This is a genomic window from Variovorax sp. Soil_C_12, assembly GCF_057657375.1.
Genome location: NZ_JBDGIO010000014.1, coordinates 131,959 through 146,642, shown reverse-complemented (window position 1 = coordinate 146,642; position 14,684 = coordinate 131,959). Strand labels below are relative to the sequence as shown.

The following is a 14,684-nucleotide window of genomic DNA, read 5'->3' as shown; positions in this document are numbered from 1 at the left end:
CGCAGCGCGCAGCGCGGAGGTTACCCCATGAGCGCAACACTTCCGCCCAGAGGCGCGAAGCCTCCCATGGAGGACCGCGGAACACAAGACATGGCGAGCGCCACGCCTTCCATCGAAGCCGTCAACGACTTCGTCATCAAGTTCGCCAACGTCAACGGCTCCGGCTCCGCCTCGGCCAACGAGCTCTTCGCCAAGGCCATCCTGCGCATGGGCGTGCCGGTGAGCCCGCGCAACATCTTCCCGAGCAACATCCAGGGCCTGCCGACCTGGTACGAGGTGCGCGTGTCCGAAGCCGGCTACATGGGCCGGCGCGGCGGCACCGACATGATGGTCGCGATGAACCCGCAGACCTGGGACGCCGACGTGGCCGAGCTGGTGCCCGGCGGCTACCTGTTCTACGACAGCACGCGCGCCCTGCCCCCCTCGAAGTTCCGCGAGGACATCCGCGTCATCGGCATGCCGCTGACCGAGATCTGCAACGCCGTCTACCACGACCCGCGCCAGCGCCAGCTGTTCAAGAACATCGTCTACGTCGGCGCGCTGGCCATCCTGCTGGGCATCGAGCCCGAGGTGGTCGAGAAGCTGCTCGGCGAGCAGTACAGGGGCAAGGAAAGGCTGCTGGCCTCCAACGTGCAGGCCCTGCACCTGGGCTGCGACTTCGCGCGCGAGCACCTGAACGCATCGGTGGGCCTGCGGGTGCGGCGCGCCGACCGCGTGGGCAAGCGCATCTTCGTCGACGGCAACAGCGCCGCGGCGCTGGGCTGCGTGTACGGCGGCGCCACGGTCGCGGCCTGGTATCCGATCACGCCCTCCTCCTCGGTGGCCGAGGCCTTCCAGAAATACTGCGCCAAGTTCCGCGTCGACCCGGCCACCGGCCAGAACCGCTTCGCCATCGTGCAGGCCGAGGACGAGCTGGCTTCGATCGGCATGGTGGTGGGGGCCGGCTGGAACGGCGCGCGTGCCTTCACCGCGACCTCGGGCCCGGGCATCTCGCTGATGGCCGAGTTCATCGGGCTGGCCTATTTCGCCGAGATCCCCGTCACCCTCATCAACGTGCAGCGCGGCGGGCCTTCCACCGGCATGCCCACCCGCACCCAGCAGGCCGACATCCTGTGCTGCGCCTACGCCTCGCACGGCGACACCAAGCACGTCCTGCTGTTCCCGGAGGACCCGCACGAGTGCTTCGAGCACGCCGCCGCCGCGCTGGACCTGGCGGACCGGCTGCAGACCCCCGTGTTCCTGATGACCGACCTGGACATCGGCATGAACCAGCGCCTGTGCGCGCCCTTCGAATGGGACGAGAGCCGCGCCTACGACCGCGGCAAGGTCATGACGGCCGAGGAGCTGGAAGCAGGCCGCGACTTCGGCCGCTACAAGGACGTGGACGGCGACGGCATCCCCTGGCGCACCCTGCCCGGCACGCACCCGACCAAGGGCAGCTTCTTCACCCGCGGCACCACCCGCGACGCCTACGCGCGCTACTCGGAGCGCGGGCCCGACTACATCTACAACATGGAGCGGCTGCTGAAGAAGTTCGCGACCGCCGCCACGATGGTGCCGCAGCCCGTGCTGCGGCCGGCCGCGCAGCCCACCGACCTGGGCGTGATCTATTTCGGCTCGACCAGCCCGGCCATGCACGAGGCGCTCGAAGCGCTCGAGGCCCGCGGCATCCACCTGGACGCGATGCGGCTGCGCGCCTTTCCCTTTCCGGAGAGCGTGGTGCAGTTCCTGGCCGGGCACCGGCAGGTCTTCGTGGTCGAGCAGAACCGCGACGCCCAGATGCGCAGCCTGCTGATCAACGAGCTGGACATCGACCCGGCCCGGCTGGTGCGCGTGCTGCATTTCGACGGCACGCCCATCACGGCGCGCTTCGTCACCGAGGCGATCGCTGGGCATGTGCGCAAGCAGGCGCCGGGCGCCGGCAGCGACACCAAGGAGACCGCATGACCTACCTGGCCAAGCCCAAGCTGCGCCACCCCACGCTGGCCACCAACAAGGTCGGCTACACGCGCCGCGACTACGAGGGCAAGATCTCCACCCTGTGCGCCGGCTGCGGCCACGACTCGATCTCGGCCGCGATCATCGAGGCCTGCTGGGAGCTGGACATCGAGCCGCACCGCGTGGCCAAGCTCTCGGGCATCGGCTGCAGCTCCAAGACGCCGGACTATTTTCTCGGCGCCTCGCACGGCTTCAACACCGTGCACGGCCGCATGCCCAGCGTGCTGACCGGCGCCAACCTGGCCAACCGCGACCTGCTCTACCTGGGCGTCTCGGGCGACGGCGACTCGGCCTCCATTGGCCTCGGCCAGTTCGCCCACGCCATGCGGCGCGGCGTGCGAATGGCCTACATCGTCGAAAACAATGGCGTCTACGGGCTCACCAAGGGCCAGTTCTCCGCCACTGCCGACGAGGGCTCCAAGAGCAAGAAGGGCGCGATCAACACCGACAGCCCGGTCGACCTGGTCGCCATGGCGCTGCAGCTCGGCGCCACCTACGTCGGACGCGGCTTCTCGGGCAACAAGGCGCAGCTCGTGCCCTTGATCAAGGGCGCCATCAGCCACGGCGGCGCCGCCTTCATCGATGTGCTCAGCCCCTGCGTGGCCTTCAACAACCACCCCGGCAGTACCAAAAGTTACGACTACGTGCGCGAACACAACGAGGCGGTGAGCCGCATCGACTTCATCCACAGCCGCGACGAGATCAGCGTGGACATGGCGCCCGGCGAGGTGATGGATGTGCGCCAGCACGACGGCACCCTGCTGCGGCTGCGCAGCCTGCACGCGGGTTACAACCCCGGAGACCGCCATGCCGCCATGGCGTACATGCAGCGGCACCAGGAGATGGGCGAGGTGGTGACCGGGCTGCTCTACGTCGACCCGCTGGCGACCGATCTGCACACGGCGCTCAACACCAGCGCCCGGCCGCTCAACCAGCTGGGGCCCGGCGAGCTCTGCCCCGGCGGCGCGGCGCTTGAAAAACTCAACGCCTCCTTGCGCTAAGCGCGGCCTCGTCGCAACATGCCGCTTTTGCTGGAGGATGGGCCATGGCGGAAGAACGTACTGTGTTTCAGTCCATATCGCGCAAGCACGTGCTCAGCCTGGGCCCGCACGCCAGCGTGCGCGATGCGGCAGGCGTGATGACCCGCGCCAACTGCGGCAGCGTGCTCATCATGGAGCCCCCGGACATCCTGCTGGGCATCCTCACCGAGCGCGACCTGATGACGCGGGTGCTGGCAAAGGGGCTCGATCCGGATCACACGGCGGTGCGCGAGGTGATGACGCCCAACCCGATCTGCGTGTCGCCGGAGACGCTGGTGTCGGATGCGGTGGTGCTGATGCTCGAGCGGGGGTTCCGGCACCTGCCGCTGGTGTCGGGGAAGAAGATCCTGGGGGTGTTTTCGGTGCGGGATGCGCTGCCGAGGGAGATCGGGGTGGCGTTGGGGCAGGCGGAATTCAATGCGCAGGTGAATGACGTGTTGGGGTAGACCCCTGGCGGCGCGCTAGCTGTAGAACCCGTCTTCCCACCGCGCCTGGTTCTTCACCGCGACCTTCACGAAGGCCGTGCGCTGCATGACCTCCATCATGAGCTTGTTGACCAGGCGGGGCACGAGCGGCAAGGGCCGCAGGAAATCCACGAAAAGAACGATGCGCCAATGCGGCGTCCGGTTCCAGGCCTCGTGCATGAAGGTGTCGTCGAAGACCAGCGACTCGCCTTCGGACCAGTTCCTCAGGATCCCGTTGACGCGAATGGCGCAAGTCTCGTCCGATGCCGGAACGCGCAGGCCGAGGTGATACCTGAGAACGCCGTTGTAGGGGCCCCGATGCTCGGGAATGACCTTGCCGGGGGCGAGGATGGAGAAGAAGGCGGTCTTCATGCCGGGAATGAGCGCCAGCGCCTCGGCGGTGCGCGGGCAGCGCTGCATGTTCTTGGGGAAGTCGACGCCGTAGCCTTTGAAGAAGAAGGTCTTCCAGCCGGCGTCGCTGGTCAGCGTCGCCTGTTCCGGCGAAATGTCCTGGAAGCTCGGGAGCCTCTGGACGTCCTTGAGCAAGGCGTCCAGTTCGGCGCGGATCTCGGGGGTTCGAGCCTCCAGAAGCCGGGGCCAGGGCAGGTCGCCGGACGCGAAGAAGGGTTGATCGCCGAGCAGGGAATGGCGCCTGTTCATGCGCTCGGCGGCCATGAGCGTGCGGAACAGGATGCGGGCGGGCAGGTTCCTCAGCATGGGCTTCTTGGGGTTGTGACTTTCATCGATCCGTTGGTTGAGAACCAACGACCAGAATCCGGGCATACGCGAGCCTGTGCGCCGTTCAACCAGACCTGCTCTTCATCGAGTTGCAACGAGGGCGAAGGGTCGATGTCGAAGTCGACCCCAAGCACGCGCCCGACATCGGCATGTTCGACAGGCAGCTCCCAGGTCAGGAACACCTGGGTGCAATCCTGGTCGGGCCCGAAGTCGGCCACATCGAAGCTGCTGCTGTGGCGCCTGATGACGGCGTGCGGCTGGCCCGTATCGAAGATCACGGCGGTGCCCCTGGCAAGGGGAATTCGATGACCTGCGGCGGGAAAGTGCAAGTCCAGTCCCTTGTCCTCGCTCAGGAAGAGATTGCAAAAGACCGCGCCGCCATAGTGCGCGCCGTCGTGGTGGTACTTCGCGCCTCGGCAAGCCATAAGGGCGACGTCGCTGGAGGCCAGCACCTCCTGCAGGCCAAGCGTGCGCGTCCAATCGGACACCGCGCGTACGCACTGCCTGTAATCCGGCCAGCGCGCACGCGCTCGCGCCAACGGCAATGGCTCGACGTCCCCGGGCTCCAGGCCCAGGCGCATCGATGTCTCCCTTTCCCAATCCGCCGACAGCCTTGCAGGCGGCACAGGCACATCGACGGTGCCTGAGAGCACGACATCGCTCACGCTTCGACTGCGGATGGCATCGCCGCTCCAGAAGTAGGACACAAGGACGTCTCGCACATGATGCGGCGAAGGGGACAGGGTGGTCATCCGGGGCTAGTCGTTGATCTCTGGTTCGACCAGCCTCGCCAGGTTCAGCAGCGACTCCTGCCAGCCCAGATAACACGCTTCCAGGGGAATCACGTCAGGCAGTCCTTCCTGGACGATGTTCAGCTCGGTACCGACCGAGACTTGCTTCAGCGTGACCGTGACCTGTATCTCTCCGGGCAGGTTCGGATCGTCGAACACATCGGTGTACCGCAGCCGTTCATTGGGCACGAGCTCGCGGTATTCACCACCGAACGCGTGGCTCTTGCCCGTGGTGAAGTTCGTGAACGACATCTTGTACTTGCCGCCCACCTTGGCATCCATGCTGTGAACCTTCCCCGTGAAGCCATTGGGCGGCAGCCAACGCGCCTTGGCGTCGGCGTCGAGGAAGGCCCGATAGATCTTTTCCGGTTTCGCGGCAATGACTCGATGCAGTCTGACTGTGTTGGTGCCCATGGAAATACTCCTTTCGATTCCGAAAGTCTGGGAGCCTACGAATGATCCCACTGCAGCGCAAGGACCAGGAAACCGCGAATCCTGCCAGAGGATGCGCTTCACAGAGCCCGCCAGTCATCGATGCAATGCGCCGCAAGCGCCGTCACCCACAAGGGCTCATCCGGATCGAAGGCCAGGCCGAAGCGCGGGCTGACGACAAAGCCCGCCCGCTCGAACACGCCCGGATCCTCACGCCGCACGAAGGACGCCAGCGCATCGAAGGGCACCGCGACATTGCCGAAGTTCACCACCCGCGCCTGCAGGGTGATCTCTTCCAGCCTCCCGCCGTCCTGGAACCGGTAGACCACCGACTGGTAGTCGAGCTCGTTCAGCCCGACGCCGTTCCGGCCTGTGCTCACGGGCTGGCCTCGCGTCTTCACGATCTCCTCGCGCGAGACCGAGAAGAGGATTCCATCGACGCTGACGAAGGGGTCCAGGTTCATGCAAGAGGCAGCATGCCAGAGAGCCGATCGCACTAGGGCCGCACGGGGTTCGGGTCCCCGGCCCCGCCCAGCGCCTTGGTCAGCATCACCAGATCCATCGCGAGCCGCCCTCCACTGTCCACTTGGTCCCGCTGCGCCTGCAGCAACGTGCGCTGCGCGTCGAGCTGCACCAGGAAATCGGTCAGCCCATGCGCGTAGCGCACCCGCGCCAGCTCCCACGCATCCCGGCTCTGCCGCTCCTTGTCGGCGAGCTGCAGATGCCGCTGCCGCTCTGCGGCATAGGCGCTCAGCGCATCGTCGATCTCGTGCCAGGCCTTCAGCACGGTCTGCTGGTAGGCCACGGCCGCTTCCTGCTGCTGCAGCTCGCGCAGGGTCAGGGTGCTGCGGCGCCTTCCGCCATCGAAGATCGGCAATTGCAGGCTCGGCCCGATGGACCACTGCCGGCTCCCCCACTCGCCGAAGTTGCGGCTTCCCACCGACTCGAAGCCGAAATTCGCGCCGAGCGTGATGCGCGGGTACAGGTCGGCCACGGCCACGCCGATGTTCGCGGTGGCCGCATGCAGTTGCGCCTGCGCGCGGCGGATGTCGGGGCGGCGCAGCGCCACCTCGGAAGGCAGGCCTGGTGACAGGTCGGGCAAGGCACCTGCAGGCCCGTCGGCAGGCGCCGCGAGCTGCGCCTGCAGCGCGCCGGGCCGTTCGCCGAGCAGCAGTGTGATCTGGTTGCCGGCCTGCGCTTCCTGGGTCAGCAGTTGCGGGAGCCGCGCGCGCAGATCCGCCGCCTGGGCCGCCTGCCGCCGCACGTCGAGATCGGTCGTCAGGCCGCCGTCGGCGCGTGCCCGCACGAGCGTCAGCGTCTCCTCGGTCGCGGCGATGTCGGCGCGCGCGATGCGCAATTGCCGCTGCGCCGTGCGCAGCTCGAAATAGTTGCGCGCCAGCTCCGACTGCACGGCCAGCTGCACCTGCGCGAGCATGGCCTGAGAGGCCGCGACGTCGGCATCGGCCGCCTCGACGGCACGCCGCACGCGGCCCCAGAGGTCGAGCTCCCACGAGGCATCGAAGCCGGCCTGGTAGAGGTTGTGCGGCTCGCTCAGCGCGCCGATCAGCTGCTCGCGGTTCGAGGGGTTGAGCGCATCGATCAGCCGCGTGCCGGAGCCGACCTCGCTCTGCCGCTGGCGCGCGACGGCGGCGCTGGCATTGAGCTGCGGCCCGCGCTGCGCCTCGGCCTGCTGCCGCTGCACGCGGCTCTGGGCAAAGCGCAGCGCGGCGGTCTGCAGGTCGTGGTTGGCGGCGAGTGTCTTCGCCATCAGCGCATCGAGCACCGGGTCGCCGAAGGCCGACCAGCCGAGGGGCGTACCTTCTGCATCGCGCGCCTGCGCATCGAGCAGCTCGGCCGAGCCGCCATGCCAGGCCGAAAAATCGGCCGGCGCCTCGGGCGCGGGCGCCTTGAAGTCCGGCCCGACGGCGCAGCCGGCCAGCATCAACGCTGCGAGCAGGGGCGCGCAGCGGAACATCAAGGTGGAGGAGCGTTGCGGTTTCTTCATGTCGCGCTCTCTTTCAGACAAGACGGTGGCGGAACAGCCAGGCCGCCAGCGGCAGCGTGATGGCCGCGATGACGACCAGGGGGATGAGGTTGTGCCAGACGGTGAGCAGGCCCACGCCCTCGAGGTACACGCGCTGCACCAGGTCGATGGCGAAGCGCAGCGGGTTGGCGAGCGTTGCGATCTGCAGCGCCTCGGGCATGTTGCGCACCGGCGTGGTCAGGCCCGACAGCAGCATCAGCGGCATGATCAGCACGAAGGTGTACAGCATGGCCTGCTGCATGTTGGCCGACACCGCCGAGATCGACAGCCCGATGCCCACGCTGGCGATGGTGAAGCAGAGCAGGCCCGCATAGAGCGTGAGAAAGGAGCCGGCCATCGGCACCTTGAACCACAGCAAGGTGACGCCCAGCACGATGGTGGACTGCACCAGCCCGATCAGCACCGGCGGCACGGCCTTGCCGATCATGATCTCGGTGGGCGTGAGCGGCGTGACCAGCAGCTGGTCGAAGGTGCCCTGCTCCCGCTCGCGCGCGACCGAGAGCGCGGTGAGCAGCAGGGTCTGCAGCATGCTGAGCGCGGCGATCATGCCGGGCATCAGGATCCAGCGGGTCTCGAGGTTGGGGTTGTACCAGGCGCGCGAGTCGATGCGCACCGGCGCCTGCGCGCCGCCGTGCTGCAGGCGCCACTGCGCGTTGAAGTCGGCCACCACCGCGCTCACGTAGCCGGCAGCGGAGCCGGCGGTGTTGGAGTTGCGTGCATCGACGATGAGCTGGACGGCAGCCTCTTCGCCGGCCTGCAGCTGCTGCTCGAAGCGCGGGCCGATGTGGAGCACGAACAGGGCGTCCTGCGCATCGATGACGCGCTCGATGTCCGCCGGCGTGCGCAGTGTCGCAGCGCGGTGGAAGACGCCTGTGCCGTCCAGCCTCGCGACCAGTGCGGTCGAGGCCGCGCTGTGGCTCTGGTCCAGCAGCGCGTAATCGGCCTGGTTGAGGTCGTAGGTGGCGGCATAGCCGAAGAGCAGGCTCTGCATGAGCGCGGGCACGATCAGGATGGCGCGGCTGGCCGGGTCCTTGAGGACCGCCAGGAATTCCTTGCGGCACAGGTTGAGAATGCGCAGCACGGTGTCGACGAGGGAAGCGTTCATGGCGGTCGGCCTCAGTCGAGCGTCTTGCGAGTCGTTGCACGCGCCACGCCGAGCAGCAGCACGGCATAGGCGATGAGGATGGCGCCGTTGCGCAGCACCAGCGGCCAGACGTCGCCGGCCAGGAAGAGCGTGCGGATCAGCTCCATGAAGTAGGTGGCCGGCAGCACCTGCCCCACCACGCGCACGGCGGTGGGCACGTTGCGCAGGTCGAAGAGAAAGCCCGACAGCATCAGCGAGGGCAGGAAGCTCGCGAGCAGCGCGACCTGGCTGGCCAGGAACTGGTTGCGCGTGACCGCGGAGATCACAAGCCCGATGCCCACCGCCACCAGCATGTAGAGCATGGCGCACAGCACCAGCAGCGCGAGCGAACCGACCATCGGCACCTCGAAGAGGAAGCGCGCGGCCAGCAGGCACAGCGCCAGGCCGACCATGCCGACGCCGAAGTAGGGAATGATCTTCGCCAGCAGGATCTCGACCGGGCGCACGGGCGTGACGAACAGCGCCTCCAGCGTGCCGCGCTCCCATTCGCGCGCCATCACCAGTGCCGTGAGGAAGGCTCCGACCAGCGTCATGATCAGCACGATCAGCCCCGGCACCAGGTACCAGGTACTGGTGTTGGCGGTGTTGAACCACAGGCGCTGCTCGACGCTCACGCGGCCGATGGCGGCTGCCGGCTGGCCGCGGTCGGCCTGGCGCTGCGCGTTCTGCTGCAGCGCTGCCGTCGCGTAGCGCAGCACGATGCTGGCGCGGCCGGCGTCGGCGCCGTGCACCAGCAACTGGATGCGCGCATCGCCGGCCGCCAGCCGGCGCGAGAAGTCGCCGGGCACGCGCACGATGCCGTCGACCCGGCGCTCGCGCATCAGCAGCTCGGCGTCGTGCATCGAACCCAGCATCACGGGCGAGATGTAGGGCGTGAGCTGCAGGCCGGCGATGGCGTCCATCGCGGTGGGCGAGCTGTCCTCCATCACCACCGCCAGGGGTGCGTTCTTCACGTCCAGCGAGAGGCCGAAGCCGAAGATCAGGATCAGGATGATGGGCAGCAGGACGCCGATGGCGATGCTGCTCGGGTCGCGCAGCAGCTGGCGCGTTTCCTTGCGCGTGAGGGCGGCGAGGCGTGTATGGAATCCGCTCATTGGCCAGGCTCCGGTCTTGCTCCCTCTCCCGCAAGCGGGAGAGGGAGCAAGTCAGGGCTCCTGAATTGAACGCTGCTCATGCCGCAGCCCTCCGCTCGCGCGACTGGGTCACGATGCCGATGAAGGCCTCTTCCATGTCCGGCGCGCGGCCCGCCTGCTGCCGCACCTCCTGCGGCGTGCCGATGGCGAGCAGCCGGCCGGCGTCCTGGATCACGATGCGGTCGCAGTACTCGGCTTCTTCCATGAAGTGGGTGGTGATGATCACCGTCACGCCGGCCTCGGCCAGCGCGGTGATGCGGCGCCAGAACTCGCGCCGCGCGAGCGGATCGGTGCCGCTGGTGGGCTCGTCGAGGAACAGGATCTCGGGCTCGTGCAGCAGGCCGGTGGCCATCGCCAGGCGCTGCTTGAAGCCGCCGGGCAGCAGGCCGCTGGCGGACTGCTCCTGGCCCCGCAGCTCGAACTGCTCGAGCACGGCCTGCATGCGCTCGCGCAGTCGCGCGCCGCGCAGGCCGTAGGCGCCGCCGAAGAACTCGAGGTTCTCCTGCACGGTGAGGTTGCCGTAGAGCGCGAATTTCTGCGAGACGTAGCCGATGCGTGCGCGCGCCTGCGCCCGCGCATGGCGCAGGTTGACGCCGGCCACCTGCAGGAAGCCGCTGCTCGCGGGCAGAAGGCCGCACAGCATGCGGAAAGTGGTGGTCTTGCCCGCGCCGTTGGGGCCCAGCAGGCCGAAGATCTCGCCGCGGCGCACGCTGAAGCTGGTGCTGGCGACGGCGGTGAAGTCGCCGAAGGTGCGCACCAGGTCCTTGACCTCGATCACGGTTTCGTCGGCATCGCCCGGGACCGTCACGCCGGCGGCCGTCGCGCTCGGTGCCGCGCTCTTCTGCTGCTGCTGGGCGCGAAGCAGCACCATGAAGCCGTCCTCCAGGCGTGCGGGCACGGGCTCGCAGGGGGCGCCGTCGAGCAACGCGGCCAGCGCTTGCGCGTCAGCCGCGGGCTGGCGGATCAGGCGCACCTCGCCGCCCTGCGGCACGGCATCGATGATGGTGGCCGGCGCGTCCAGCAGCTTCGCCTGCAGGGTGCGCGCGGGCGTGCCCTGCGGCGGCTTCGCGATGAAGCAGAGATCGCGCGCCTTGTCGCGAAGCGCCTGCGGCGCACCCTGCGCGAGCAGGCGGCCCTCGTGCAGCACGAAGACCCGTGAGCACCGCTCCGCCTCGTCGAGGTAGGCGGTGCTGACGATCACGCTGAGCCGCTCGTCGTCGACCAGCTGCTGCACGATCTCCCACAGCTCGCGGCGCGAGAGCGGGTCCACGCCCACGGTGGGCTCGTCGAGCAGCAGCAGCTGGGGCGAGCGCACCAGCGTGCAGGCCAGGCCCAGCTTCTGCTTCATGCCGCCGGAGAGTTTGCCCGCGGGGCGCGCGGTGAAGCGGCCGAGGTCGGTCATCTCCATCAGGCGCGCATAGCGCTCGGTGCGCTCCTTCTTCGGCACGCCGTGCAGGTCGGCGTAGAGGTCGAGGTTCTCCTGCACGCTCAGGTCCTCATAAAGGCCGAAGCGCTGCGGCATGTAGCTGATGCGGTCCTGCACGGCCTGCGGGTCGGCCGCAACGTCGATGCCGAGCACCTGCAGCGTGCCCTGGTCGGCGCGCATCAGGCCGGCCGCGAGGCGCAGCAGCGTGGTCTTGCCGGCGCCGTCGGGGCCGACCAGCGCGCTGAGCGTGCCGGCGGGGATGTCCAGCGACACGTCGGCGAGGGCCTGCACCGTGTGCTTCGTGCCCTTGAGCTCGAAGCGCTTGTGCAGCCCGTGGCCCACGAGCGCGGGCATGGCGGCATTCATCAGCGCCCCGCGGCGACGGGCGTCGCGTTGCCGCCCAGCGAGAGGCGCACGGTCACGGGCATGCCCAGCCGCAGGCGATCTTCCTTGTCATCGGCCAGCACGCGGATCTCGTAGACCAGGCTGCTGCGCAGCTCCTCGGTCTGCACGGTCTTGGGCGTGAACTCGGCGACGGAGGAGATGTAGCCCACCTTGCCGGACAAGGGCTGGCCGGGCTGGCTGTCGATGCTCAGCGTGGCGGCCATGCCGGGTCTGACGCGGCCGAGGTCGGCCTCGGCCACATAGGCGCGCACCCATTTCGGGTCGGTGATGGCGAGCGTGTAGACGGGACGCTGCGGCGAGGCCATGTCGCCGGGCTCCATCAGGCGGGCGCGCACCACGGCGTCGATGGGGGCGCGCAGCTCGGCCTCCTCGAGCTGGCGGTTCAGCAGCGCGAGCTCGGCGCGCGCCACCTCGAGCTGGGCCTGGGCCTGCGCAATGTCTTCCTTGCGCGGGCCGGTCACCACCAGCTGCTGGGCCTTGCGCGCGTTCTCCAGTTGCGCCTGCGCGACCTTGCGGCGGGCCAGGGCGCTGTCCAGGTCCTGCTGGCTGACGGCGCGGCCGGCCGTGGTCTGGCGGATGCCCTGCAAGCGCTCCAGCTGCTGCGCTGCCAAGTCGGCATCGGCCTGGGCGGCGGCCACGCTGCCGCGGGCCTGCGCGACTTCTTCCGGGCGGCTGCCGCTCTTCAGGCGCAGCAGGGCTTGCTCCTGCACGCCGATCTGCGCCTGGGCCTGCGCGGCGCGCAGCTTCAGCGTGCGGGTGTCGAGCTCGCCGAGCACCTGGCCGGCCTTGACGTGGTCGCCCTCCTCCACGTCGAGCTTGCCGATGCGATCGCTGCCGTTGAAGGCCAGCGAGACCTGGCGCTGATCGACATTGCCGTAAAGCACGAGGCTCGATGCGTCCGCGGGTGGGCGGTTGAAGTACCACGCGGCCGCTGCGAGCGCCGCCACGATCACGATGCCGCCGAGGATGAGGGGTTTCTTGTTCATGGATGGGCTTTCTCGCCAGGGTGTCGTCGATGCAGTAGACTGGATCTTAACGAATTTGAATTTAAATTCAAACTAATCCCGAGTTCCGGACGATCCCTTTCCCTCGCCATGCCCACAGCCTCTCGCAAGAAATCTCCCGCCGCGCGCACTGCGCGCGCACCGCGTCCGGACGGCACCGCCACCCGCGCGCTACTGTTGCAGACCGCCGGCCAGGTGTTCGCCGAGCGCGGCTATGCCGACGCCACCAGCAAGGAGATCTGCGAGCGCGCCGGCACGCCGATGGCGTCGATCAACTACCACTTCGGCAGCCGCGAGGCCTTGTACGAGGAGGTGCTGATCGAGGCGCACCGGCAGATCGTGAGCGTGGACGAACTGGTCGAGATGACGCGCGCGCTCGGCGATCCGCGCGACAAGCTGCGCGCGCTGCTCGGTCACATGCTGGCGCCCTCTTCGCGCGAGAGCGCACCCTGGGGCTTTCGCGTGGTACTGCGCGAGGTGATGTCGCCGGGGGCGCTGGCGCCGGCCTTGGTCGAGAAGGCGGTCAAGCCCAAGGCGAAGCTGCTGCTCGGGCTGATCGCGCAGATCCTGGAGCTGCCGCCGGACCATCCTGCCGTCCAGCGCGCGCTGGTGTTCTCGGTGCTGCCCTGCATCGTGATGCTGGTGGCACCGAAGGAGATACCGCGCAAGGTGCTGCCCGCGATGGCGAAGGACAGCGAGGTGATGTTCGAGGACCTGATGCGCTATGTGCTGGCGGGGTTGGAGGCGATGGCGAAGGCGCATCGGGCGACTCCTGCTCCCTCTCCCTCTGGGAGAGGGCGGGGGTGAGCCACCGGGCGCTTGAAGAAGGCGCGCCGGTGCGCACACGCCTCACACCATCCGCCCCGGCAACACCTCCAACGCACGCAGCCGCGCAATTTCCTCTTCTTCATAGCCATGCGCAGCCAGGATGTCCGCCGCATGCTGGCCGAAGCCTGGCGACGCAAAAGGCTTCGGCCCCGGCGTGCTGCCGAACTTGACGGGCTTGGCGAAGCCGCGATAGCCCCCCACTTCCGGATGGCTGAACTCCGCCACCATTTGCTCGGCGAGCACCTGCTCGTGCGAGAACATGTCCTCGACGGCGCGCACCGCTGCGCAGGGAACGGCCTCGCCGAAGATCGTTTCCCATTCCAGCGCACTGTGCCGCTGAAGCGCGGACCGCAGCTGCGGCACGATCTCCTGCGCATGCTGCGCGCGCTTGCGCACCGTGTCCAGGCGCGGATCGACCGCCAACGCGTGCAGGCCGGTGCGTTCGCACAACGCGGCCCAGAAATGCGCGGTGTTGGCAGACAGGTACAGGTAGCCCTCGCGCGTCGGATGCAGGCCGCTCACGCCTCCCGAGCGCATGTCGCGCGAGACCTCGCGCTTCTCACCCTCCGCCCACACCAGGCGTGCCGACTGCATGGCCAGCGCACTGCGCAGGAGCGAGACCCCCACGTACTGCCCGCGCCCGCTGCGTGCGCGCTCCACAAGCGCCGCACTCACGCCCATGGCCAGCATCGAGGCGGCGTAATAGTCCACCACCGAGCCGTACGCAATCTCCGGCGGCCCGCCCGCCTTGCCTTGCATGGCGCACATGCCGGTCATGCTCTGCAGCACCTGGTCGTAGCCGGCCTTGTCCTTGAGCGGGCCCTCCTCGCCATAACCAGTCACCGCGCAATAGACCAGCGCGGGGTAGCGCTCGCGCAACTGTTCGTAGTCGATGCCCAGCCGCGGCGGCACGGCGGGCCTGAAGTTGTGGACCAGCACGTCGGCCTGCGCCAGCAGACGGTGCAGCACTTCCAGGCCCTCGGGCTTCTTCAGGTCCAGCGCGAGACCCTTCTTGTTGCGGTTGACGCCGATGAAGGCGCGGCTCTCGGCATCCAGCGTGGACGGGTACTTGCGCAGGTTGTCGCCGGTGGGCGGCTCGATCTTGAGCACGGTGGCTCCCATGTCCGCAAGCAGCGTGCATCCGTAGGGCCCGGCGATGTAAGCGCTGAGGTCGAGCACGCGGATGCCGGTGAGCGGACCGCGCTGCTGCGCCTCTTCTGCCTGGTGGGTCGTCATC

Annotated in this window: 14 protein-coding genes; 4 read left to right on the top strand and 10 right to left on the bottom strand. The window is 68.4% G+C overall.

Annotation, left to right across the window (positions count from 1 at the left end; all coding sequences use genetic code 11):
- Positions 1-90: 90 nt before the first annotated feature.
- Genes AC3A6X_RS28940 through AC3A6X_RS28930 form a run of 3 tightly spaced genes read left to right on the top strand, consistent with a single transcriptional unit; the run spans position 91 to position 3,484 of the window.
- The gene (locus AC3A6X_RS28940; RefSeq protein ID WP_487845384.1) at positions 91-1,947 is read left to right on the top strand and encodes a 2-oxoacid:acceptor oxidoreductase subunit alpha; all 1,857 of its coding nucleotides are present in this window, start codon (positions 91-93) and stop codon (positions 1,945-1,947) included.
- Positions 1,944-2,999: a 2-oxoacid:ferredoxin oxidoreductase subunit beta gene (locus AC3A6X_RS28935; RefSeq protein WP_309963716.1), complete on the top strand. Its 1,056-nt coding sequence runs from the start codon at positions 1,944-1,946 to the stop codon at positions 2,997-2,999. The genes AC3A6X_RS28940 and AC3A6X_RS28935 overlap by 4 nt, the downstream gene beginning before the upstream one ends.
- Positions 3,000-3,043: 44 nt before the next feature.
- On the top strand, positions 3,044-3,484 hold the full coding sequence (locus tag AC3A6X_RS28930; protein WP_487845383.1) for a CBS domain-containing protein: 441 nt from the start codon (positions 3,044-3,046) through the stop codon (positions 3,482-3,484).
- Between the two features lie 15 nt (positions 3,485-3,499).
- Here AC3A6X_RS28930 and AC3A6X_RS28925 read toward each other — a convergent pair whose 3' ends face one another.
- The 9 genes from AC3A6X_RS28925 to AC3A6X_RS28885 all read right to left on the bottom strand — a co-directional run bounded on the left by AC3A6X_RS28925 (position 3,500) and on the right by AC3A6X_RS28885 (position 12,601).
- Positions 3,500-4,219 carry an aspartyl/asparaginyl beta-hydroxylase domain-containing protein gene (locus AC3A6X_RS28925; protein WP_487845382.1) on the bottom strand — a complete coding sequence of 240 codons (720 nt, stop codon included), beginning with the start codon at positions 4,217-4,219 and terminating at the stop codon, positions 3,500-3,502.
- Complete coding sequence (locus AC3A6X_RS28920) at positions 4,213-4,992, bottom strand: hypothetical protein (RefSeq protein WP_487845381.1); 780 nt, start codon at positions 4,990-4,992, stop codon at positions 4,213-4,215. Before AC3A6X_RS28920 ends, AC3A6X_RS28925 begins: the two co-directional genes overlap by 7 nt.
- Positions 4,993-4,998: 6 nt before the next feature.
- The gene (locus tag AC3A6X_RS28915) at positions 4,999-5,445 is read right to left on the bottom strand and encodes an SRPBCC family protein (RefSeq protein ID WP_487845380.1); all 447 of its coding nucleotides are present in this window, start codon (positions 5,443-5,445) and stop codon (positions 4,999-5,001) included.
- 98 nt (positions 5,446-5,543) lie between these two features.
- The gene (locus tag AC3A6X_RS28910; protein ID WP_487845379.1) at positions 5,544-5,927 is read right to left on the bottom strand and encodes a hypothetical protein; all 384 of its coding nucleotides are present in this window, start codon (positions 5,925-5,927) and stop codon (positions 5,544-5,546) included.
- A 32-nt stretch (positions 5,928-5,959) separates the two neighbouring features.
- Complete coding sequence (locus tag AC3A6X_RS28905) at positions 5,960-7,468, bottom strand: efflux transporter outer membrane subunit (protein WP_487845378.1); 1,509 nt, start codon at positions 7,466-7,468, stop codon at positions 5,960-5,962.
- 13 nt (positions 7,469-7,481) lie between these two features.
- Positions 7,482-8,612: an ABC transporter permease gene (locus tag AC3A6X_RS28900; RefSeq protein ID WP_487845377.1), complete on the bottom strand. Its 1,131-nt coding sequence runs from the start codon at positions 8,610-8,612 to the stop codon at positions 7,482-7,484.
- Positions 8,613-8,623: 11 nt separating this feature from the next.
- On the bottom strand, positions 8,624-9,745 hold the full coding sequence (locus tag AC3A6X_RS28895; RefSeq protein ID WP_487845376.1) for an ABC transporter permease: 1,122 nt from the start codon (positions 9,743-9,745) through the stop codon (positions 8,624-8,626).
- A gap of 76 nt (positions 9,746-9,821) precedes the next feature.
- Positions 9,822-11,576, bottom strand: a complete 1,755-nt coding sequence (locus AC3A6X_RS28890) for an ATP-binding cassette domain-containing protein (protein WP_487845375.1) — start codon at positions 11,574-11,576, stop codon at positions 9,822-9,824.
- Positions 11,576-12,601, bottom strand: a complete 1,026-nt coding sequence (locus AC3A6X_RS28885; protein WP_487845374.1) for an HlyD family secretion protein — start codon at positions 12,599-12,601, stop codon at positions 11,576-11,578. Before AC3A6X_RS28885 ends, AC3A6X_RS28890 begins: the two co-directional genes overlap by 1 nt.
- 108 nt (positions 12,602-12,709) lie before the next feature.
- Here AC3A6X_RS28885 and AC3A6X_RS28880 point away from each other — a divergent pair, with 108 nt between their 5' ends.
- A complete protein-coding gene (locus tag AC3A6X_RS28880; protein ID WP_487845373.1) occupies positions 12,710-13,426 on the top strand; it encodes a TetR/AcrR family transcriptional regulator in 717 nt (238 codons plus the stop codon).
- A 42-nt stretch (positions 13,427-13,468) separates the two neighbouring features.
- Here AC3A6X_RS28880 and AC3A6X_RS28875 read toward each other — a convergent pair whose 3' ends face one another.
- Positions 13,469-14,683: a CaiB/BaiF CoA transferase family protein gene (locus AC3A6X_RS28875; RefSeq protein WP_487845372.1), complete on the bottom strand. Its 1,215-nt coding sequence runs from the start codon at positions 14,681-14,683 to the stop codon at positions 13,469-13,471.
- Position 14,684: the final 1 nt, after the last annotated feature.